Annotated in this window: 18 protein-coding genes; 8 read left to right on the forward strand and 10 right to left on the reverse strand. The window is 74.1% G+C overall.

Going from position 1 to position 22,151, the window contains the following annotated elements; all coding sequences use genetic code 11:
- Positions 1-4 precede the first annotated feature (4 nt).
- The 4 genes from JOE63_RS16945 to JOE63_RS16960 form a co-directional block, all read right to left on the reverse strand.
- Complete coding sequence (locus tag JOE63_RS16945) at positions 5-2,761, reverse strand: FG-GAP-like repeat-containing protein (RefSeq protein ID WP_204542725.1); 2,757 nt, start codon at positions 2,759-2,761, stop codon at positions 5-7.
- Between the two features lie 156 nt (positions 2,762-2,917).
- Positions 2,918-3,904, reverse strand: a complete 987-nt coding sequence (locus JOE63_RS16950) for a Gfo/Idh/MocA family protein (RefSeq protein ID WP_087469601.1) — start codon at positions 3,902-3,904, stop codon at positions 2,918-2,920.
- Positions 3,904-5,004: a DegT/DnrJ/EryC1/StrS family aminotransferase gene (locus JOE63_RS16955; RefSeq protein WP_087469602.1), complete on the reverse strand. Its 1,101-nt coding sequence runs from the start codon at positions 5,002-5,004 to the stop codon at positions 3,904-3,906. Before JOE63_RS16955 ends, JOE63_RS16950 begins: the two co-directional genes overlap by 1 nt.
- Positions 5,001-5,597, reverse strand: a complete 597-nt coding sequence (locus JOE63_RS16960) for an acyltransferase (RefSeq protein WP_087469603.1) — start codon at positions 5,595-5,597, stop codon at positions 5,001-5,003. Before JOE63_RS16960 ends, JOE63_RS16955 begins: the two co-directional genes overlap by 4 nt.
- 138 nt (positions 5,598-5,735) lie before the next feature.
- Between JOE63_RS16960 and JOE63_RS16965 the strand changes: the two genes are divergently transcribed.
- The 4 genes from JOE63_RS16965 (at position 5,736) to JOE63_RS16980 (ending at position 9,720) form a co-directional block, all read left to right on the forward strand.
- Entirely contained in the window at positions 5,736-6,458 is a 723-nt protein-coding gene (locus JOE63_RS16965; RefSeq protein ID WP_087472484.1) for a glycosyltransferase family 2 protein, read from the forward strand.
- A gap of 13 nt (positions 6,459-6,471) precedes the next feature.
- Positions 6,472-6,876 (forward strand): DUF2304 domain-containing protein, encoded by a 405-nt coding sequence (locus tag JOE63_RS16970; RefSeq protein ID WP_087469604.1) that lies wholly within the window; start codon positions 6,472-6,474, stop codon positions 6,874-6,876.
- 179 nt (positions 6,877-7,055) lie between these two features.
- The gene (locus JOE63_RS16975; protein ID WP_204542727.1) at positions 7,056-8,264 is read left to right on the forward strand and encodes an LCP family protein; all 1,209 of its coding nucleotides are present in this window, start codon (positions 7,056-7,058) and stop codon (positions 8,262-8,264) included.
- Positions 8,265-8,268: 4 nt separating this feature from the next.
- Positions 8,269-9,720, forward strand: coding sequence for an LCP family protein (locus JOE63_RS16980; protein WP_087469606.1), 1,452 nt, complete (start codon positions 8,269-8,271; stop codon positions 9,718-9,720).
- A gap of 6 nt (positions 9,721-9,726) precedes the next feature.
- Here JOE63_RS16980 and JOE63_RS16985 read toward each other — a convergent pair whose 3' ends face one another.
- From JOE63_RS16985 to JOE63_RS17000, 4 genes are all read right to left on the reverse strand, one after another.
- Entirely contained in the window at positions 9,727-11,871 is a 2,145-nt protein-coding gene (locus tag JOE63_RS16985; protein WP_204542728.1) for an acyltransferase family protein, read from the reverse strand.
- Entirely contained in the window at positions 11,871-13,997 is a 2,127-nt protein-coding gene (locus tag JOE63_RS16990) for an acyltransferase family protein (RefSeq protein WP_167550997.1), read from the reverse strand. The genes JOE63_RS16985 and JOE63_RS16990 overlap by 1 nt, the downstream gene beginning before the upstream one ends.
- Before the next feature lie 129 nt (positions 13,998-14,126).
- Positions 14,127-14,666 (reverse strand): 5-(carboxyamino)imidazole ribonucleotide mutase, encoded by a 540-nt coding sequence (gene purE, locus JOE63_RS16995; RefSeq protein ID WP_087469609.1) that lies wholly within the window; start codon positions 14,664-14,666, stop codon positions 14,127-14,129.
- The gene (locus tag JOE63_RS17000) at positions 14,663-15,916 is read right to left on the reverse strand and encodes a 5-(carboxyamino)imidazole ribonucleotide synthase (protein ID WP_087469610.1); all 1,254 of its coding nucleotides are present in this window, start codon (positions 15,914-15,916) and stop codon (positions 14,663-14,665) included. Before JOE63_RS17000 ends, purE begins: the two co-directional genes overlap by 4 nt.
- A gap of 138 nt (positions 15,917-16,054) precedes the next feature.
- Here JOE63_RS17000 and JOE63_RS17005 point away from each other — a divergent pair, with 138 nt between their 5' ends.
- On the forward strand, positions 16,055-16,576 hold the full coding sequence (locus tag JOE63_RS17005; RefSeq protein WP_307840185.1) for a GtrA family protein: 522 nt from the start codon (positions 16,055-16,057) through the stop codon (positions 16,574-16,576).
- 27 nt (positions 16,577-16,603) lie between these two features.
- Here the strand turns inward: JOE63_RS17005 and JOE63_RS17010 are convergent, their stop codons facing one another.
- Together JOE63_RS17010 and JOE63_RS17015 are read right to left on the reverse strand one after the other, a co-directional pair.
- Positions 16,604-17,935 carry an ATP-binding protein gene (locus JOE63_RS17010; RefSeq protein WP_087469611.1) on the reverse strand — a complete coding sequence of 444 codons (1,332 nt, stop codon included), beginning with the start codon at positions 17,933-17,935 and terminating at the stop codon, positions 16,604-16,606.
- Positions 17,936-17,978: 43 nt separating this feature from the next.
- Positions 17,979-18,662: a response regulator transcription factor gene (locus JOE63_RS17015; RefSeq protein ID WP_031316534.1), complete on the reverse strand. Its 684-nt coding sequence runs from the start codon at positions 18,660-18,662 to the stop codon at positions 17,979-17,981.
- Between the two features lie 105 nt (positions 18,663-18,767).
- Between JOE63_RS17015 and JOE63_RS17020 the strand changes: the two genes are divergently transcribed.
- The 3 genes from JOE63_RS17020 (at position 18,768) to JOE63_RS17030 (ending at position 22,148) form a co-directional block, all read left to right on the forward strand.
- Positions 18,768-20,336: a sensor histidine kinase gene (locus JOE63_RS17020; RefSeq protein WP_087469612.1), complete on the forward strand. Its 1,569-nt coding sequence runs from the start codon at positions 18,768-18,770 to the stop codon at positions 20,334-20,336.
- Positions 20,333-21,076, forward strand: a complete 744-nt coding sequence (locus tag JOE63_RS17025) for a response regulator (protein WP_087469613.1) — start codon at positions 20,333-20,335, stop codon at positions 21,074-21,076. Before JOE63_RS17020 ends, JOE63_RS17025 begins: the two co-directional genes overlap by 4 nt.
- A 247-nt stretch (positions 21,077-21,323) precedes the next feature.
- Positions 21,324-22,148, forward strand: coding sequence for an ABC transporter ATP-binding protein (locus tag JOE63_RS17030; protein WP_204542729.1), 825 nt, complete (start codon positions 21,324-21,326; stop codon positions 22,146-22,148).
- Positions 22,149-22,151: the final 3 nt, after the last annotated feature.

Consider the following 22,151-nt stretch of genomic DNA (forward strand, 5'->3'; position numbering starts at 1 on the left):
GGACCTACGAGACGTTCGCGCCGGACGGCGCGCTCGTCAGGGTCCGTGCCGCTCGGAAGCCGCCCGTCCCGTTCCCTGGGTAGAGCACCAGGGAGCCCGCGCGGGACGCGACGAGGTCGGGCCGCCCGTCGCCGTCGACGTCGCCCGCTCCGACGACGTTCGACATCCCCTGCCACCCCGTCCCGACGACCGTCGACGACCCGAGCAGGGCGCCGCCGTTCCCCGGGTAGAGCAGGAGCCGACCGGTGCCCGCGTCGCGGGCGATGAGGTCGGGCGTCGCGGCGCCGCGCCAGTGGCCGGCGTTGACGATGCGGTCGATGAACTGCGCACCCCGGGCGATGACGAGCGGGGTGCCGAACCCGCCTCGACCATCGCCCGGGTAGAGCCAGATCTGGCCGGTCCCGCGCTGGAGCGCGATCAGCCCGGGCACGCCCGTGCCCAGCCAGTCCCCCGCACCGATCACCTGGGTCATCACGCCCCATCCCGTCCCGACGCGGGATCCCGCCGCGTTGAAGCTGCCGGTACCCGTCCCGACGTGGAGGTAGAGGTCGCCGTTCGAACGGCGCGTCATGAGGTCGGGCCGGCCGTCCCCGTTCCAGTCACCGGGGGCGATCGCCTCGACGACACCGGACCCCGAGACGCCCGTCCCGGCCACCCGGGAGAACGCGGCGCCGCCTCGGTAGTCGTACCGCAGCAGGGTGCCGTCACGTCGCACCGCGAAGAAGTCCTCGCCGCGACCCGACCGCCCCGCCGGATGGACCACGCTGAAGCCGCCCCACCCGGTCCCGATGAGCGAGCGGCCGACGAGTCCGCCACCGCCGTCACCCACGTAGCGCCACAGGCGACCTTGGGTGTCGCGTGCGACGACGTCGGGCAGGCCGTCGTCGTTGAGGTCGCCCGCGCCGACGATCGTCGACATCACGTCCCAGCCCGGGCCGACGAAGGTCCGCGTGCCCGAGAAGCCCCCACGGCCGTCGCCCACGTAGGTGTAGAGGTCGCCCCCGGCACGCGCGACGAGCGCGGGCCGACCGTCGCGCAGGTCGCCCACCATGGCGATCGTGCTCATGCCGTTCCAGCCGGCCCCGATCTTCCTCGCGGTCCCGAACCCGCCGCGGCCGTCGCCCGGGTAGAGCCACAGGGACCCGTCGTGGCGTCGCATGATCAGGTCGTTGCGATCGTCTCCGTCCCAGTCCTGGCCGCCCACGATCAGGTTCGCCACGCCCCAGCCCGTGCCGATCCGCTGCTTGCCGGCCCACCCGCCGGAGGCCGTCCCCGGGTACAGCCACAGGTAGCCGGTGGCGGGGTCGATGAGCATGAGGTCAGGGTTGCCGTCGCCGTTCCAGTCCCCCGGGGCGATCACCCGCTCCCCGGGCCAGCCCGAGCCCACCGTGCGGGTGGCTCCCCACCCGGCGTCGGGCGCGGTGAGCAACGAGATCGAGCCGGACGTCCGTGCCACCAGGTCGGGGTACCCGTCGAGCCCGACGTCGCGCCGCAGCGAGCGATCCGTCACAGGTCCCTGGCGGGACGCTGCCAGCGCGCGGACCTGCGGGAGCGCCGCGTACAGCGAGGCCCCGGGGCACGACGTCTGGCCGACGTCGCGGTGCCCCACCACGATGCTTCCCGCGGTGCCTCGCACCCCGTGGATGTCGAGCTTCCACGCGATGACGGCCGAGACGGCGTCGACGGCGGCCCAGGAGACCTGCGCGGCGTCGAAGTTCCCCATCACGGAGACACCGAAGCGCTGGGAGTTGACCCCGGACGCGTGCGCACCGACGATCCCCCGGTCGATCCCTCCGGCGCGCCCTTCCCAGATGCGCCCGTACTTGTCGACGAGGAAGTTGTACCCGATGTCGCCCCACCCGCGGGACTGCGCGTGGTAGGCGTAGATGCCCCGGATGAGGGCCGGGACCTGGTCCGCGGTGTAGTCGTTCGACCCGGCCGTGTGGTGCACGACCGCGCCGACGACGTTGCCGGTCTGGGGCGTCCACGTCATCAGCCGCTCGTCGGCACCCCACTGGGCGCGCGAGTAGATCGCCGGACGGGTCGTGGCGGTGGGCAGAGCGGCTGCCGGTGCGGCGGCAGGCGTCGCGAGCGCGGAGGTCGTCGACCGTCCGAGCCCGCCCGCGCCGCCCCCGCTTCCTCCCGCGTCCGCTCCCGGATCGACGACCACCAGGACCGGATCGACCGGGGCGGCCCCCTGGCCGGGCAGGACCCGCGCCTCGACCTCGTCGACGTCCCCGACGAACAGCGGCTCGGTACCGTCGCGCTGCTCCCCGGAGTTTCCGGTCTGCTCGGCATCCTCCGCGTGGACGTCGGTCCACCCGGTCCAGACGGTCCCGGTACGTGAACGCACCTCGACGACGACGTCGTCCCCTGCCGACCCGAGGTCCCAGGTGACGCCGACGACGGTCGTCGCACCGGTCGCCGGGCTGGTCGCGGACCAGGTCCCCTCCGGGCTCGTCGTGTCGTCGGCCGCGGCCTCGGGGAGCACCTGCTCACCGCGCCCCTCGGCAGCGCCCGCTTCCGACGGCGCCGGCGTCGTGGGGGCGTCTCCGGACGCGTCGACGGGTTCGAGCGGTGTCTCGTCGATCTCGGGGGCGACCGGTGCGGGCACGGCCACCGGGGCAGGTGCGACGTGTGGCGCCACCGAGGTCGCGGCCCGTGGCGCGGGGCTGGCCGCCCCGGCGGTGGTGCTGCCCGTCACCGCCGACGTCACGGTCACCGCCAGCACCGTCAGGACGGTCGTCCACCTCTTGGTCATCGTGCTCACCCCGGTCGTCGCAGAGATCACCCAGGGCTTGCTCGCGCCCCGACGAACCCGGCCAGTATCACAAGGCGGGCACGTTCTCGCAGGACGATCGCCGGGAGAGTCGGGAGTCGGCCCGGCGACCCCACCACGGGGCCGCCGGGCTCCGGCTCAGAGCGTGACGGTCCGCCCCGACGACGCCGACTCCAGGACGGCCTCGGCCACCTCGAGGGTGCGCAGACCCTCCTCCATCGTCACGACGTCGTGGCGGATCCCCCGGACGGCGTCCCGGAACGCCTCGTGCTCGACCCGCAGGGGCTCGCGCTTCGCGAACGCATAGCGCGTGATGTCGCCCTCGGACACGCCGCGGAACGCCGAGACGGCCTCCCACTCGGTCGGGATGACGCCGTTGGCGTAGAAGGTGAGGTCGGCCGTGCCCGTGTCGGCGACGAACGCGCCCCGCTCGCCCGTGACGATCGTGACGCGCTCCTTCATCGGGGAGAGCCAGTTGACGACGTGGTTGGTCACGACGCCGTTCTCCAGACGACCGGTCGCGGTGACCATGTCCTCGTGCGGGCGCCCGCTGCGGTGCGTGGTCTGCGCGGCGACCGCACGGTAGGAGCTCTGGGCGACCCAGGCCGTGAGGTCGATGTCGTGGGTGCCGAGATCCTTCACCACGCCGACGTCGGCGATGCGCGACGGGAACGGCCCCTGCCGTCGGGTCGCGATCTGGTAGACCTCCCCGAGCTCGCCCGCCTCCATGCGGCGACGCAGCTCCTGGAGCGCCGGGTTGAACCGCTCGATGTGCCCGACCGCGCCGACGAGCCCTGCCGCGGCGAACGCCTCGGCGACCTTGCGACCGGCCTCGCTCGTGGCCGCGATGGGCTTCTCCACGAGGGTGTGGACGCCCGCGGCGGCGAGGGCCAGCGCGATCTCCTCGTGGTACACGGTCGGGACGGCGACGACGGCCATCTCGATGCCGGCGTCGATCAGTCCGCCGACGTCGGGCAGGACCGGCAGGTCCCCCGCCACGCCGTACGGGTCTCCGCCGGGGTCCGCGACGGCGACGAGGTCGACGCCGTCGATCTCGCGGAGCACCCGGGCATGGTGCCGTCCCATCGCTCCGAGCCCGATCAGGCCCGCACGCAGGTCTGCCATCACGCACCTGCCTTCACGACGGTGTTGACCGCGGTGACGATGCGCTCGAGGTCGCCCTGCGTGAGCGACGGGTGCACCGGGAGGGAGATCACCTGCTGCGCCGCGATCTCGGTCTCGGGCAGGTCGAGGCCGGGCGCGAAGTGCTTCAGGCTCTCGAGGCGGTGGTTCGGGATCGGGTAGTAGACCCCGGAACCCACGCCGTGCTCCTCGCGGAGAGCCGTCACCACACGGTCGCGGTCGTCGGCGACGCGGATCGTGTACTGGTGGTAGACGTGCACCGCCCCGTCCGCGACCGGGGGCGTGACGACGCCCTCGAGGTTCTCGGAGAGGAAGGCCGCGTTGCGCTGGCGGTCCGCGGTCCAGCCCTGGACCTTGGTGAGCTGCACGCGGCCGATCGCCGCGTGGACGTCCGTCATCCGGGCGTTGAACCCCACGACCTCGTTGGCGTACTGGCGCTCCATGCCCTGGTTGCGCAGCAGGCGGACGTTGCGCGCGATCTCGTCGGTCGCGCACGAGACCATGCCGCCCTCGCCCGACGTCATGTTCTTCGTCGGGTAGAGGCTGAACATGGCGAACGCGCCGAACGAGCCCACCGGTCGTCCGTCCAGGGTCGCCCCGTGCGCCTGCGCGGCGTCCTCGAACAGGAGCAGGCCGTGCTCGTCCGCGAGGGCGCCGAGCGCGGTCATGTCTGCCGGGTGCCCGTAGAGGTGCACCGGCATGATCGCCTTGGTGCGCTCCGTGATCGCGGCGCGCACCGCGTCGGGGGCGAGGCAGAACTGGTCCGGCTCGATGTCGGCGAAGACCGGCGTCGCGCCCGTCAGCGCGACCGAGTTGGCGGTCGCCGCGAACGTGAAGGACGGGACGATGACCTCGTCGCCGGGGCCGACGCCCGCGGCGAGGAGGCCGAGGTGCAGCCCCGAGGTCCCGGAGTTCACCGCGACGCACGTGCGCCCGCCGACGAGCACCTCGGCGAACTCCTGCTCGAACGCGGCGACCTCGGGGCCCTGCGCGATCATCCCGCTGCGCAGGACGCGGTCCACGGCCGCGCGCTCGTCGTCCCCGACGATCGGCTTCGCCGCGGGGATCAGTGTCTGGCTCATTCGGCCGCAACCTCTCTGATGGTCTCGTCGTGCTCTTCGTAGCGCGTGCCCGTCACCGGGCACACCCAGTGCTCCCCGTCGCGCTGCAACGGCTCTCCTGCACGTCCCACCCACCCGACGCGCCGCGCAGGGACCCCGACGACGATCGCGTGGTCGGGGACGTCCCTCGTCACGACCGCGCCCGCGGCCACCGTGGCCCACGCGCCGATCGTCACCGGAGCGACGCACACGGCCCGGGCACCGATCGCGGCGCCCTCGCCGATCGTCACCCCCACCGCGTGCCAGTCGTCCGCGCTCTTGAGCGACCCGTCCGGGTTCACGGCGCGGGGGTAGGTGTCGTTGGTGAGCACGACGGCCGGGCCGATGAACACCCCGTCGGCGAGCGAGGCCGGTTCGTACACGAGCGCGTAGTTCTGCACCTTGCAGTTCTTGCCCATCTGCACTCCGGTCCCGATGTAGGCGCCTCGTCCGACGACGCACGACTCCCCCATCGACACCCCCTCGCGCACCTGGGCGAGGTGCCAGATCTGGCTCCCGTCACCGATCGACGCGCCGTCCGCGACATCGGCGCTGGGGGCGATGCGGACTCCCATGCAGGCTCCTTCGGTGTCTGAGGTGGACGGTCCCGCGTCGGGCGCGGGCGTCGCGTCGGCAAGGTTACCTGGCCACGGAACCCGGCTTCGAGCGCCGAAGGTCCCGAGTCCCGTCGGCGGGCTGCAACAATGGACACCATGCACGAACCGGACGCGGCGACGCGTGGTCGCCCGCGCGCCGCGGCCGTCGGACCCGTCGACGACGCCTGCCTCGTCGTCCCGCTCTACAACGAGGGCGCGGTGGTGGCCGGCGTGGTCGAGAACGCGCTCGCCACGTTCCCCCACGTCGTCTGCGTCGACGACGGGAGCTCGGACGACTCCGTCCGACGCGCCGCCGAGGCCGGCGCCACGGTCCTGCGGCACGCCGTGAACCTCGGCCAGGGCGCCGCCCTGCAGACCGGGATCGAGTACGCCCGCGACCTCCCGGGAGTCCGGTACCTCGTCACGTTCGACGCAGACGGCCAGCACCAGGTGGAGGACGCCGCCGCCATGGTCGACCTGGCCCGGCGCGAGGACGTCGCGATCGTCTTCGGGTCCCGCTTCCTCGACGCCCGCACCCGGCCCGGGCTCCTCAAGCGCGTCGTCCTGCGCACCGCGGTCTGGTTCACGAACCGGAGCACCGGCCTGCGGCTCACCGACGCCCACAACGGGCTGCGGGTCATCCGGGTCGACGCCGCGCGCCAGGTCGAGCTGCGCCAGGACCGCATGGCGCACGCGAGCGAGATCGTGCTCCAGCTCGGACGCACGGGTCTCCCCTGGCGCGAGTACCCGGTGCACGTCCTCTACACGGACTACTCGCGGGCCAAGGGGCAGTCGCTGTGGAACTCCGTGAACATCCTGGTCGACCTCGTGTTCAAGTAGACGGGAGCCGCACATGCTCATCCAGATCGTCCTCGTCGTCGCCATCGCCGTGGTCACGGTCCTGCTCACCCGCTCCACGGTCGACGCGCGGCACCAGGCGATCCGCCGCCTGCTGCTCGTCGGGTTCGTCGTGGTCGCCGGGCTCTCCGTCCTGTTCCCCGAATGGCTCACCCGCCTGGCCAACCTGCTCGACGTGGGACGCGGGACCGACCTCCTCCTCTACGCCCTCGTCATCGCGTTCGTGAGCTACATCGCCACGAGCCACCGGCGCGCGAACGCGCTCGCCCGCAAGATCACGCTGCTGACGCGCGAGCTGAGCCTCGCGGAGGCACGGCTCAGCCGGGTCGACGCGTCGGTCGACGAGCTCGAGCAGCGCGACGGACAGGGCGGCCGGCCGGACGCGCCGCCCGCCGGCTGACCGATCGGCCCTCGCACCCGTCCGCGCCTGCACAACTCCTCCACCCCGCGAGCCCGTAGCCCGCGCGGCCAGGTCGCACGGCGCGCCTATGCTCGACTCCCGTGACAGCCCGTTCCCGTGCCCAGACCCGCGATGCGGCGGCCGACAAGCCGTCGCGCGGTCCGGCGCACGCGCGGGCCATGAGGACCCACGGGGCTGCCCGAACCGTCGGGCTCGTCGCCACGGCGCTGCTCGCGTTCGGCGCGGTCGGCGGAGCCGCAGCGGTGTCGAACATCCAGGGGAACATCGCTCCCTCGGACGGGCTCGAGCTCCTCACGGACCGACCTGAGCAGCCCGCCCCGGACCCGAGCGACCCCAACGCCGGGAAGCCGCTCAACATCCTCGTGATGGGGTCCGACGAGCGCGGCGGCGAGAACGGCCACGAGGTCGCGGGCGTCGAGGGGATGCGCTCGGACACCACGATCCTCGTGCACGTCTCGGCCGACCGGACACGCGTGGAGATGATCTCGATCCCCCGTGACTCGCGCGTCGACGTCCCGGCGTGCCAGACGACGAACGGCAAGACGACCGCGCCGGCGAACACGCGCTTCAACGCCGCGTTCGCGAACGGCGCGACCGTCGGCGGCGACGTCGACTCGGCCGCGGCGTGCACGACCCAGACCGTCGAGAACCTGACCGACGTGTTCGTCGACGGCTTCGTCGTGGTCGACTTCGCGGGCTTCCAGAACATGGTCACGGCGATCGGGGGCGTCCCCCTGTGCATCCCCGAGGCGATCGACTCGCCCAAGGCGGACCTTCGGCTCGACGCGGGGATGCAGACGCTCGACGGTGCCCAGGCGCTCGGGTTCGCGCGGGCCCGCTACGGCGTGGGCGACGGGTCGGACCTCAGCCGTATCGGCCGCCAGCAGCAGCTCCTCGCCGCGACGGTGAACCAGGTGCTCTCGAAGAACGTGCTCGCGGACCTCGGGCAGATCTACGGTTTCGTCGACGCGGGGACCAGGTCGCTGACCATGAGCGCCAACCTGTCGTCGATCCCGAGCCTCGCCGGGCTCGCCTTCAGCCTCAAGGGCGCGACGAGTGGCAACATCACCTTCATGACCGTCCCGAACACGGCAGACCCGCAGAATCCCGACGCGACGGTCGTCTGGACCCCGGAGGCCGACGAGCTGTGGGCGAAGGTGCGGGCCGACGAGCCCGTCGTCGCCCCGTCGCCGGAAGGGCCCGCGGTCGGCTCCGACGCCGCCACGGATGCCACCGCCCCGTCGTCGGGCACCGAGGAGACCCCCGTGGGGACCGGCGAGGCCGCGCCGGAGCCGGCTCCGGTGCAGACGAAGGAAGCCGGCAAGGAGGCGTTCTCCGCCGCCGACGAGACCGCCCAGTGCGGGTGACGCCATGACCGACCCGTCGCGCGACCCCCGGTCGCTCCCCCCGAGCTTCACGCCCCAGGGCGGTCGCGCCCCGCGGCCGTCGTCGGTCGACGACGCGATCGCCGTGGGCAACAGCGGACGTGGCCAGGCGCGGCCCCGGCCCGCCGTGCCCGACGACGCGGTGCGCCTCGAGCCACGCATCAAACGCCAGTCGTCGCGCGAGATCCCCGTGACCCCGGCGCGCAAGGGCACGCCCCCACCGGCACCTCCCGCACGCAGCGCCCGACCCCGTGCGGGCTCGTCGGCGTCGGCCCTCCCGCCGTCGGTCGCTCCGTCCCGCCAGCCTCGCCAGGCGGCGACGACGGCGCCTCCGCGCGTCTCGTCGTCGCCCCACGCGAGCGCCTCAGCGGCGCCCGCGACGACACGGAGCCGTCCCGGCGCCGCGCCGCGGCCGAGCGCCGGCCGGTCCGGAGGCGGGGGCGGGCGACCGCCGTCGGGCACGGGGACCGCACGCACCGGCGGAGGCGGATTCCGCGTCCGCAAGGGCCGCGTCGTCGGGCTCGTGGCCTGCGTCGTGATCGTCGCGCTCCTCGCCTGGCCGGTCGGCCTGCTCATCTGGGCGAACGGCAAGATCCAGCACGTCGAGGCCCTCTCCGGTGCACCCGGCACGCCCGGGAACACCTACCTCCTCGCGGGCTCCGACGCGCGCGGCGAGGGCATCAGCGAGGACGGCACCGAGGGCGCGCGCACGGACACGATCATGGTCCTGCACGCCCCGCCGAGCGGCCCGGTCGCGCTCATCAGCCTGCCGCGCGACACGTACGCGGAGATTCCCGACAACGGCGCCAGCAAGCTCAACTCGGCCTACTCGTGGGGCGGGCCGCCGCTGCTCGTGCAGACCGTGGAGCAGCTCACCGGCCTCACCGTCGACCACTACGTCGAGGTCGGTTTCGGCGGGGTCGAGGGCATCGTCGACGCCGTGGGCGGCGTCGAGCTGTGCCTCGACTACGACGTGAACGACGAGCGCAGCGAGCTCGTCTGGACCGCCGGGTGCCACGTCGCCGACGGCCACACCGCGCTCGCGTTCTCGCGGATGCGCTACTCCGACCCGAAGGGCGACATCGGGCGGGCCGAGCGCCAGCGCCAGGTCATCGGCGCCATCAGCTCGAAGGCGGCGAACCCGAGCATCCTGTTCCGCCCGGGAGACCAGGTCTCGCTGCTGGAGTCGGGCCTCGGCTCGCTCACCGTCGACCAGAGCACGGGCATCGTCGACCTCGGGAAGCTCGCCCTCGCGTTCCGCAAGGCCAACGGCCCCGGGGGCATCACCGGCACGCCGCCGATCTCCAACCCCGACTACCGGCCGGGCGGCAACGTCGGGTCCACCGTGCAGCTGGACCCCGAGACCGTGGGTCAGTTCTGGGTCGACATCCGTGACGGCAACCTCGCCCCGGGCCAGGTCGGCGGTCTGCCGCAGTAGCGGTCGTCACCACCACCCGGTCGCGACGCCGAACCGCTCGTCGAAGACCGGGCTGAGCGTCACGGCGTAGGTCGCCGTCAGATGGTTGTCGTCGCGGTAGACGAACCGGTTGCCCTGGACGGGCCGGCAGACACGGTCCGGGCAGAGGACGTCGTTGAAGTCGAGGATCGTCGTGTTCCACAGCTCCTGCACGGCGTCGAGCGAAGGGTCCACGTCGTCCAGCACGTCCTCCCATGCCACGGCGCACTCGTCCGAGTCCGAGCCGTGGACGGCGGCGCACTCGGGCATCCAGAACGGCAACCACGGGTTGTCCCGGATGGCGACGACCGGGATGTCGTCCTGCGCGAGCCGCTCCCAGGCGCGGACGTACTCGTCCGGGACCGTCTCACGAGACCCGTCCGACATCGTCGGACGCGTCGAGGTCGTGATGACGACGTCAGGTTCGACCGACAGGACGTAGTCCATCGCCTCGCGCTGCCAGGTCGCGCACTCACCGTCGCCGACGCTGTCCTCGGGGTCGAGGAAGAGGCATCCCGCCTTGAGGACGGGGACGACGCGAAAGCCGCGACGCTCGGCGATCGGTTCGAGCGCGGCGAACCAGTGCTCGCTGTGCGACGCGCCGACCAGCGCGACGACCGTCGTGGCGTCCTCCGGTCCGTACGAGCAGCGCTTGACGTCGCTCTCCCCGTTCCCCGTCATGCAGCCGTCCGGGACGACCCGCGACGTGTCCTCGGCCACCGTCTCCACGGCTGGTACCGGGTCGGCGGTCGCCGCCGCGTACGCGCCCGGCTCGAGGACGGAGAGCGCCCCGGGGTAGGCGGCGACGTCGGCGTCCTGCACGGTGCCCTGGTACGAGCGCTGGATCGACAGGACGTGGGCGTTCCACACGAGCGGGGCGATCGCCACGGTCGCGGTGACCGCGACGACGAGAGGACGGAGCGCCCACCGAGGAGGCCGCGCGGGCGTGGCGTCCCGGACGTCTCGGGGGTCTCGACGGAGCACGTCCTCGACGAGGTGCTTCGTCAGAACCGCCAGCACGGCTGCGAGGCCGAGCACGCCGACGCCCGCGAGCCAGCCCACGGGCCGGTCGCGGAGGACGATCGTGAACACGAGCACGGGCCAGTGCCACAGGTAGAAGGCGTACGCGTACCCGCCGGCCCGGGCGACCGGAGACCGCGCGAGGAGCCGCGAGACCGACCACGGGTGTGCGACGGCGATCCCGCGAGGGCCGGGCGCTCCCGCGACGACGACGAGCGCGGCGCCCGCGAGGGGCACGAGGGTGGCGGGACCGGGGAAGAGAGCCGCGCCGTCCACGAGGACGCCGCTCGCGACGACGAGGGCGAGCCCGACCCATCCCGCGACGAGCCCCCACGCACCGGGCGGCCGCACGCGCGCGACGAGGAGCGCGAGCAGCGCACCCGCGAGGTACTCCCACGCGCGGGCGAACGTGTCGTAGTAGGCGGCCGCCTGGTCGGCGCGCACCGCGACCACGGCATAGGCGAACGAGGCGACGGCCCCGGCCAGCACCGTCGCGTGCACGATCGTCAGGCGTCTCGCGACCCCTGCGCTACCGGCCGCCCACCAGACGAGGAGGAGAAGGATCGGCAGCCCGACGAAGAGCTGCCCCTGGACGGAGAGGGACCAGACGTGCTGCAAGGGGCTCTGTCCAACGTCCGCCGCGCCGTAGGCCTGCTCCGCGGCGGCCAGCCGCCAGTTCTCGGCGTAGAGCAGGGACCCGAGCACGTCGCCCGAGACCCCCGTCCACCGGGTGCGCGGGAGGAGCACCGCGCTCGCGACGAGCACCGCGGCGAGCACCAGGACGAGCGCGGGCAGGAGCCGGCGGGCGAGCCGCGGGAGGTACGTCCGCAGTCGCACGGGCGTCCCGCGGGCGAACGAGCGGAGCAGTCCCCCGGCGACGAAGAATCCCGAGAGCATGAGGAAGACGTCCACCCCGCCCGAGACGCGGTGGACCCACACGTGGTAGACGGCGACGAGCACGACGGCGAGCGCCCGCAGGCCGTCGAGGTCGTGCCGGTACGGCGCGGCTGCGCCCGTCGACCGGCCGGCCGCACCCGGCCGCGCATGACGGGGTGGAGCCGTCGGCCGGGTCGGGCCGTGGGCGTGCGCGCCCGTGCCGACGGGTCCGGTCATCACGGCTCCCCCTGTCGCGTGGTCGTCGTCGCGCGGTCGGTCCACGGCGACAGCTCGTCCTCGAGGAACGGGGCGAGCGAGCGCGCGTAGTCCCACGTGAGGTGGTTGTCGTCGAGGAAGACGTGCACGTTCCCCACCACCGGGACGCACCACCCGTCAGGGCACACGGCTGCGGAGAGGTCGACGAGCACCGACCCGTCCCCCACCCTGAGGTCGTCCGCGGGGTTCCGTGCGGCGGAGCGGGACGCGAGGTCGAGGCGGCACGCGTCCGCGTCGGGACCGTGCTGCTCGGCGCAGACGAACATGTCGGTCGAGAACCGCGGGTTGTCCCGGACCCCGAGGAGCGCGATCCCCGCGTCGGCGAGCGTGTCGGCCGCCTCCTGGAGCCCGGCGACGACGGACTCGCCCGGGCCGTCGACCTCGGCGGCCGTGGTGACGGTGAAGACCGCGTCCGGGCCGAGCTCGAGGACGTAGTCGAGCACCTGCTCGTTCCACGCCCGGCACGGATGGCCCGCGGTGCCGAAGGAGCACCCCCCGTACAGGACCGACACGAGGGTCCAGCTCTCCCGCTCGGCGACGGGGATCAGCGCCCCCATGAACTGTTCGCTGTGCGAGTCGCCCACCACCACGACGGTCGGTCCCTGAGGTTCCGGGGGCACGAGCTGCCCGCACCGCTTCGCGAGCTCCGCGACGTCGGGTGCGAACGGACCCGAGCACCGCTCGGCGAGCGACACCCACTGGGCGTCGAGCGCCGTCGCCGCGGGGACGGGAGGTGCGGTCGGGTCCGACAGGTCCTGGTACCCCGGCAGGAGCACGCGCGCCCCCGGGTTGTCGGCCGAGGCGCCCGCCAGCGCCTCGGCGGCCCGCGCCCGCTCGGCCGACTGCCAGGTGACGAGGGGGACGGCCACGACCGAGACCGCGACGAGCACGGCGACCGCACCGCGCCACGGGACGGTGCGCGCCCACGCCAGGTCCCGGACGGGGCGTTCGACGAGCGTGGTGAGGACGCGGGCGAGCACGAGCGAGACGACCACGATCGCCGCACCCTCGTGCCAGGACGGGACCTGACGTCCGGTGACCACCCGCCACGTGATGAGCAGCGGCCAGTGCACGAGGTAGAGGGCGTACGCGTCCCGCCCGAGCGACCGCAGCACCGGGTGCGCGAGCGCGTTGCCCACGGCCCACGGGTGCGCGGACGTGCCGGCGACGATGACGGCCGCGGCCGCCATCGTGGGCCACAGCGCGAAGTATCCCGGGAACCCGCCCTGGACGTCGAGCACGAGTCCGCAGGTCACGATCAGGGCGAGCCCCACCCAGCCGACGACCACGGCGGCCCGGGCGGGCATCCGGACGAACGGCAGCACCACCGCCACGAGGGAGCCGAGGGCGAACTCCCACAGTCGCGTCCTCGTGTCGAAGTAGGCGAGCCCCTGGTTCGACGCCGTCTCGACGACGGAGAAGGCCAACGACGCCACGAACACGGTCCCGAACACCGTCAGGAGCACCGGGGTGACGGAGACCCGCAGGCGCCGGACGACGAGTCCGGACAGGAGCAGGAGGAGCGGCCAGAGGACGAAGACCTGACCCTGGACCGAGAGCGACCAGTAGTGCTGCAGCGGGCTCGCGGCCGCGCCGTCGCGGGCGTAGTAGTCCACGGCCTCGCGCGCGAGCTCCCAGTTCTGCACGTAGCCCAGCGACGTCCAGGTCTGCGTCCAGATCGACGGCCACGACGACGGCGGGTAGAGCAGGTACGCGGTCCCGAGGACGCCGAGGAGCACCACCGCCGAGACGGGGACGAGCCGCTTGAACGTGCGCGCCCAGTACGCCCCGACGGCGACCCCGCGCCCGGCGCTCAGGCGACGCGCGAACGACCCGGTGAGGAAGAACGCCGAGAGCATGAGGAACACGTCCACGCCGCCCGACACCCGGCCGAGCCAGACGTGGTAGACCACCACCAGCAGGATCGCGACGGCCCGGAGCCCGTCGAGGTCGTAGCGGTACCCCTCGCGCGAGGTCGCGGTCCGGGGGCGTGCGTGCCGTCGGACGGCGCCGGCCGCCGTCGCACCAGCACCGGGGGTCGCGTCGGACGGCGCCGTCGGCGCGCCAGGCTCCTGCAGTGCTGCCACGTGAAGCTGCTCCGGGTGGGTGTCGGACCGACCCGCCACGGACCGTCGTCGGTCCAGCCCCCTGCGTCGCGAGACGCGCCCGCAGGCTAACCCGACAACCGCCTGCCGCAGAAACCCGCGGCGCGCCGGTCAGGCGCCGAAGCCCGTGCGCTGCTCCCCGGACCGCGACGCGCGCAGGCGCGCGCCCTTGGCGCGCGCCTGGTCGCCCAGGTCCGTCTGGAAGGCGACCATCCTGTCCCGCAGGCGCGCGGCGTCGTCGTCGGTCCCCGCCGCGAGGATGCGCGCGGCGAGCAGGCCCGCGTTGCGGGCGCCGCCGACGGAGACCGTCGCGACGGGGACGCCCGCGGGCATCTGGACGATCGACAGGAGCGAGTCCATGCCGTCGAGGTGGCGCAGCGGCACGGGGACGCCGATCACCGGCAGCGGCGTCACGGCCGCGAGCATGCCCGGCAGGTGCGCCGCGCCCCCGGCGCCGGCGACGATCACGCGCAGGCCGCGCTCGGCGGCGGTGCGGCCGTAGTCGATCATCTCGACGGGCATGCGGTGCGCGGAGACGACGTCGACCTCGACGGGCACGTCGAACTCGGCGAGCGCGTCGGCCGCGGCCTCCATGACGGGCCAGTCGGAGTCCGACCCCATGACGATGCCGACGACAGGGTTCTCGCTCATGCTCGCTCCTCGTTCTCGGGGTCCTCGTCGGTGCTCGCGGGACGCTCGCCCCGCAGGATCGCGGCCGCGGCCAGGGCCCGACGCCGGACCTCGTCCAGGTCGTCGCCGCTCACGTTCACGTGGCCCAGCTTGCGCCCGGGGCGCACGCCCTTGCCGTACAGGTTGACCCTCGCGTCCGGGAACGCGGCGAGGACGGCGGGCAGCGCGTCGGTCAGCTCGCCGAGCGTCGAGCCGAGCACGTTCGCCATGACGGTCCAGCGGGCCGTGGCCGTCGTGTCGCCGAGCGGCAGGTCGAGCACCGCCCGCAGGTGCTGCTCGAACTGGCTGGTCACCGCGCCGTCGATGGTCCAGTGCCCGGAGTTGTGGGGACGCATCGCGAGCTCGTTGACCAGCACGCGCGGCCCGTCCTCGCCCGCGACCTCGAACATCTCGACCGCGAGCACCCCGGTGACGCCGAGGCCCTCGGCGATCCGGACCGCCGCGTCGCGAGCGCGCTCCGCCTCGGCGTCGGTGAGCCCGGGCGCGGGCGCGATCACCTCCGCGCACACGCCGTCGCGCTGGATCGACTCGACCACGGGCCAGGTCCGCACCTCGCCGCGTCCGTCGGGGCCGCCGGACGGACGCCGCGCGACGAGCACCGCGAGCTCGCGGGTGAACGGCACCTTCTCCTCGACGAGCAGCTCGGGGCCGCCCGCGGCGGCCGCCTCGATCCACTCCGCGACCTGCTCGGGACCACCGGCGGCGACCGAGACGACCCGGACGCCCTTGCCGTCGTACCCGCCGCGTGCCGTCTTCACGACGGCCTCGCCCCCGACCTCGGCGAGGAAGTCCGCGAGAGCCGTGCGGGCGGCGGCGGGCGCGGTGGGGAGCGCGGCCCAGCGCGGGCACGGCACGCCGAGCTCGGTGAGCCGACGCCGCATGACGATCTTGTCCTGCGCGTGCACGAGCGCGTCGGGCCCCGGACGCACGGGGGTCCCGTGCTCGAGGAGGTCGGTGAGCAGCGCGTTCGGGACGTGCTCGTGCTCGAACGTGAGGACCGCCGCGGGCTCTCCGGCGGCGGGGGCGATGAGGGAGCGGATGGCGGCCTCGTCGGACGCGACGCCCACGGGCGCGTCGACCACGACCTGGGCCGCGGACGAGTCCGGGGCCTCGACGAGCACGCGCAGGTGCACGCCGAGCTCTCCGGCGGCGGGGGCCATCATGCGCGCGAGCTGTCCTCCGCCGACCACGGCGATCACTGGGGCTGCCACGTGGACCCACCCTAGTGCCTGGGCGCCGCGGGACCGCGCGGGGACCGGACTCCGGACTCGTCGGGGCCGTCGGGCCCGCGACCCGGCGGCCGCCCCGGCACCCGGGCGACGCCCAGGAGCGCCCGGTAGCCTCGGAGGGTGACGAGCGACCTGGACCGGCGAGCCGAGGCGAACGCGGCGGCCCTGCCGCGGCGCGAGCGCGTCCTCGCCCGGGTGCGCGAGCTCGCGAAGTTCGGGTCCGTCGGCGCGGTCGCCTACGTCGTCGACCTGGGCCTGTTCAACCTGCTCAGCTTCGGTCCCGGCGAGATCCTCGGGCACAAGCCGCTCACCGCCAAGATCGTGTCCGTCACGGTCGCGACGCTCGTCGCGTGGGTCGGCAACCGCTACTGGACGTTCTCCACGCGCCGCACCCAGGCGCGCGGCCGCGAGCTCGCGGCCTTCGTCGTCGTCAACGTGGGCGGCATGCTCATCGCCGTCGGCTGCCTCGCGATCTCCACGTACGCGCTCGGGCTCACGTCACCGCTCGCCAAGAACGTCTCCGCGAACGTCGTCGGGCTCGCGCTCGGCACGGCGTTCCGCTACGTCGCCTACCGTCGCCTCGTGTTCACGGGCGACCGGGCGCGGGACGACGTCGCCCCCCAGGGGTCCGAGACGCGCTGACCGGTCCTGCCCGGGGCGAGACCCGCGTCAGCCGCGACGTCGACGACGTCGGCCGTGCGCGGAGACCGCGACCCCCGTCGGCAGGACGACGCGCGGGTCGAGGCGCCGCGGCACGCCCGCGAGGAAGAGCGCGAACACCGCGGGCCGACGCTGGGCGAGCTCGAGCCGGCCGCCGTCGGACGCCGCGAGGTCGCGCGCGAGCGCGAGCCCGAGGCCCGTCCCGGCCCCGGAGGTCACCTCGCGCTCGAAGATGCGGGGGGCGAGGTCGTCGGGCACGCCCGCGCCCTCGTCCGACACCTCCGTGACGATCGCGCCGCTCGTGCCGGACGGGCGCGCGCGGACCGTCGTCGTCCCGCCGCCGTGCTTGAGCGAGTTCTCGATGAGCGTCGCCAGGACCTGCGCGAGCGCCCCGGGCGTCGCGAGCACCTGGTACTCCGCGGGGACGTCGACGACGAGCTCCCGGCCCGCCTTCGCGAACGTCGGGACCCACTCCTCCTCCTGCTGGTGCACGACGTCGAGCAGGCTGACGGCCTCCGTCGTCCCGCCCTGCGCGCGCCGCGACGAGGCCAGGAGGTCGTCGACGACCCCGACGAGGCGCTCGACCTGCTCGAGCGAGATCCGGGCCTCCTCCTGCACGGCCGGGTCGTCCGACGCCATGGAGATCTCCTCGAGCCGCATGCTCAGCGCCGTGAGGGGCGTGCGGAGCTGGTGCGACGCGTCCGCGGCGAACTGGCGTTCCGCCGCGAGCCGGCCCGCGAGCCGGTCGGAGCTGCGCGCGAGCTCGGCCGCCACGAGGTCGATCTCCTCGACCCCCGACGGCTCGAGCCGTGGGCGCACCTGTCCCGAGCCGAGCTGCTCGGCGGACGCCGCGAGGTAGACCAGAGGCGCGGAGATGCGGTTCGCCTGCCACACCGCCATCCCGATGCCCGCGGCGAACGCGACGATGGCCGCGGCCACGACGAGCAGCACCACCTGCGCGGCCTGGATGTACGCGTCCCAGTAGGAGACGGTCAGCGTGACGAGCGCTCCCGACTCGGAGTGCAGCGGCTGCTCGATCCCCCGGCCGGTGATCTCCTCGCCGGCCGTGAGCACCGTGCCGTCGGGCAGGGTGACGTAGACCTGCGCCGGAGGGTCGCTCGCGCGGGGCTGCACCGCGTCCGTGATGACGTAGTCCGGGATCTCGTCGCCCGCGGCGAGGCGGGCGTCGATCGAGCGCGAGAGGCGCTCGACGCGCGACGTGACGTCGTCGACCTCCCCCTGGAGCACGAACCGCGCGCCGTAGAAGGCCAGCGGGAACCCGAGGAGGATGACGGCGACGGCCACGGCCGCCACCGTCGCCTGCAGCATCCGACGCCGCACGCTGCTCCTCGCTCCCGTGTCCTCGTCCCTCGGTCGGGGTCGGTCAGCTCTCGCCGGTCTCGAAGCGGAAGCCGAGACCGCGGACGGTCGAGATGTAGCGCGGCGCGTTCGCGTCGTCGCCGAGCTTGCGGCGCAGCCACGACACGTGCATGTCGAGCGTCTTGGTCGAGCCGACCGGCTCGGAGCCCCACACGTCGCGCATGAGGGCGTCGCGCACGACGACCGAGCCCGCGCTCGCGACGAGCACGCGCAGCAGCTCGAACTCCTTGGTGGTCAGGTGCAGCTCCCGCTCGCCCTGGAAGGCGCGGTGCGCGGAGACGTCGATGCGCACGTCCTGCGCGGCGAGCTCCTCCTCGTCCACCTGCTCGCCGTGCGAGCGACGCAGGAGCGCCCGGACCCGGGCGAGCAGCTCCGCGAGGCGGAACGGCTTCGTGACGTAGTCGTCGGCACCGGCGTCCAGACCCACGACGAGGTCCACCTCGTCGGCCCGGGCGGTGAGCACGAGCACCGGGGTGGTGAGACCCTTGTGCCGGATCTCGCGCGCGACGTCGAGGCCGTCCATGTCCGGAAGGCCCAGATCGAGCACCACGATGTCCGCACCGCTCGCGGAGTCGATCGCCCCTTGACCAGTTCCTTGGACGACGACGTTGTAACCCTCACGTGTCAGTGCGCGCGCCAAAGGTTCGGCAATCGCCGGGTCGTCCTCCGCTAGCAGTACGTGGGTCATTCGCTCATGCTAGGGCATCCGTACGACTTCGGTCCCATCGTGTCTCGTGAACTCTGCGACCCTGGTCGGACGCCCCGTCGCCGCCCTCTGCCTAGGCTGGAACGCATGGGATGGTACGAGCGGCTCGGGCAGTGGTCCGACGAGCACCGGTTCGGTGTGGACCTCACCGTCACGCTCGTCCTCGCGGTCGTGTTCGTGCCCGCGTCCGCGGCCTTCACGTCGATGGGCGCGAGCGGTACCGGCACGAGCGGCGGCTGGGCCGCGTTCTGGGCGCTGCTGCTCCTCGCCCCGCTGCCCTGGCGCCGGTCCCGTCCGCTCGTGTCGGCGATCACGGTGTACTCGGTCGCGCTCGTGCACCTGCTGGCCGGCTACCTCGTGATCTTCCCCGCCGACTTCGCGGTGCTCGTCGCGCTCTACTCCGTGACGGTCTACGGGCCGCGCTGGGCGCACCGGACGGCCATCGTGTCCTCGCTCGTGGGCGCGGTCGTCCTCGGGGTGGCGCTCGGCCTGCTGTCCGGTCGGCTCACCGACCTCGCGACGATGGTCTTCTTCACGTCCGCGTTCGGCGGCATGACCTTCCTCGCGGTCTGGGCGTTCGGCCTCGTGCGCCGCTCCCGGCGCGAGACGATCGCCGCGCTCGTCGACCGCGCGGAACGGCTCGAGGTCGAGCGCGACCAGCAGGCGCAGATCGCGACCGCCGCCGAGCGGGCCCGCATCGCGCGCGAGATGCACGACATCGTCGCGCACTCCCTCTCCATCGTCATCGCCCAGGCCGACGGCGGCCGGTACGCCGCCGCGCACGACCCCGACGCCGCGACGCGCGCGCTCGCGACCGTGTCCGAGACGGGCCGCACCGCGCTGGCGGACATGCGCCGGCTCCTCGGCGTGCTCCGGTCGGAGCCGCCGCGCGTCGTCGTGCCGCCGGGCTCCGGAGTCGGGCCGTCCGGGACGCTCACGCTGCCGTCCGGACGCGGCCCGGCCGGGACGCCGCCCAGCGGCTCGCCCTACGGGCCCGCCGCACCCGGGCACCCGGCGTCCGCGACGGGCGCGACGGCGGCGCTCGAGCGCGCCCCCCAGCCGGACACGGCCGACCTCGAGACGCTCGTCGCGCAGGTGCGCGACAGCGGCATGCGCGTGTCGTTCGTCCGCGTCGGCCAGGCCCGGCCGCTCCCGCCCGGGGCCGGGCTCACCGTCTACCGCGTGTGCCAGGAGGCCCTGACCAACGTGCTCAAGCACGCCGGACCCGACCCGGAGGTCACCGTCGTCGTGCGCTGGGGCGCGGCCACCCTGGACCTCGAGGTCGAGGACGACGGGCGCGGCGCGTCGGCCTCCGCCGCGGCGCGGCAGGACGCCCGGCCCGGCGGCTACGGCGTGCTGGGCATGCGCGAGCGGGCCGCGCTCTTCGGCGGGTCCGTGCAGGTGGGGCCCCGCGCCGGCGGCGGCTTCCGCGTGCACCTGCGCATCCCCGTGCCCGCCCTGCCGGGCACCGCCCCCGGGCCGGGCGCCTTCCCCCAGCCCTCGGGCCAGGTGGCCCCCGCACCCGCGCCCGCGCCGTCGGGCAGGATGGGCCCGGGCCGCCCGGCCGCCGCGACGGCCCCGCCCCCACCGCCACCACCGGTCGCGCACGGCTCCTCGCAGACCGCACCCGACCGACCGACCGACAGGACACCATGACCGACGCCTTCCCCGTCCCCGACGGGGCGTACGCCGCAGACCCGCTCGCGCCCCTCGAGCCCGTGCGCATCGCGCTCGTCGACGACCAGCAGCTCGTGCGCGCGGGCTTCCGCATGGTCATCGACTCGCAGCCGGACCTCACCGTCGCGGTCGAGGCGGGCGACGGCCTGCAGGCGCTGCGCCTCCTCGCGGACCACCCGGTCGACGTCGTGCTCATGGACGTCCGCATGCCGCACCTCGACGGGCTCCAGACGACGGCCCGGCTCACCGCCGCCGCGGCCGACGGCGGGCACGCCCCCAAGGTCATCGTGCTGACCACGTTCGACCTCGACGAGTACGTGCTCGAGGCCATCCGCTCCGGCGCGAGCGGCTTCCTGCTCAAGGACGCCCCGCCCGAGGAGATGCTCGCCGCGATCCGCACGGTGCACCGCGGCGACGCCGTCATCGCGCCGTCGTCCACGCGGCGCCTGCTCGAGCACCTGGTGACGGCCCTGCCCGCCGAGCAGACCGACGACTCCCCCGCGCACGCCGCCGTCGAGGGCCTCACCGAGCGCGAGCGCGAGGTGCTCGTGCTCATGGCGCGCGGCCGGTCCAACACCGAGATCGCCGGCGACCTGTTCGTCGCGGAGGCGACGGTCAAGACGCACGTCGGGCGCATCCTCGCCAAGCTCGGCGCGCGCGACCGCGTGCAGGCCGTCGTCACGGCCTACGAGGCGGGACTGGTCCGCCCGGGCTCCTGACCCTCCGCCCGCCGACGGCGCCCCACGAGTCCCCGGACCCGTGGGGCGCCGTCGTGTCAGCCCTCGGCGCGGCGCGGGTACGACCACGGGATGACCCGGCTCCCGTGCAGGACCCGACCCTCGCCGGACGCGGCCGGGCGGGGCCGGTCCGTAGCGTCGTCCACGATCCCGGCGCACGCCTCCGACCTGGTCGGCGAGAGCGCGCGACGGACCCGACGACGACCCTCGAACGTACCCTGGAGATGCCGTGGACACGACCGTGTACCGCCCCACCGACCCCGCCCCCGCCGGCCCGCCCGCGGTCCGGGCCCGCTCGCTGCGCAAGACCTACGGCACGGGCGAGGCGGCGGTGCACGCGCTCGACGGCGTGGACGTGGACTTCGAGCGCGGCCACTTCACGGCCATCATGGGCCCGTCGGGCTCGGGCAAGTCGACGCTCATGCACCTGCTCGCGGGGCTCGACACCGCGACGAGCGGCCACACCTTCATCGGCGACACCGAGGTCACCGGCCTGAACGACAACGCGCTCACGCAGCTGCGCCGCGACCGGGTGGGCTTCGTGTTCCAGTCGTTCAACCTGCTGCCCATGTTCACGGCGGAGCAGAACATCACGCTGCCCGTCGAGCTCGCGAACGGCAAGGTCGACCGCGAGTGGTTCGACACGCTCGTGCGCACGCTCGGCCTCGAGGCCCGCCTGAGCCACCGCCCGAGCGAGCTCTCCGGCGGGCAGCAGCAGCGCGTCGCCATCGCGCGCGCCCTCATCGCCGGGCCGGAGGTCGTGTTCGCCGACGAGCCGACGGGCAACCTCGACTCGCGCTCGGGCGCGGAGGTGCTGAGCTTCCTGCGCCGGTCGGTCCGTGAGCTCGGGCGCACGATCATCATGGTCACGCACGACCCGACGGCCGCCGCGTACGCGGACCGCGTCGTGCTCATCGCCGACGGGCGCATCGCGGGCGACATCACCGACCCGACGCCCGAGTCGGTGCTGGCCGGGCTCGACGCGCTGCGCACGCTCGAGGCTCCGGGTGCCGACGGCTCCGCCCCGACCGCGTCGCAGGCGGTGCGCGCCTGATGC

The organism is Cellulosimicrobium cellulans (assembly GCF_016907755.1).
Classification (GTDB): domain Bacteria; phylum Actinomycetota; class Actinomycetes; order Actinomycetales; family Cellulomonadaceae; genus Cellulosimicrobium; species Cellulosimicrobium cellulans_D.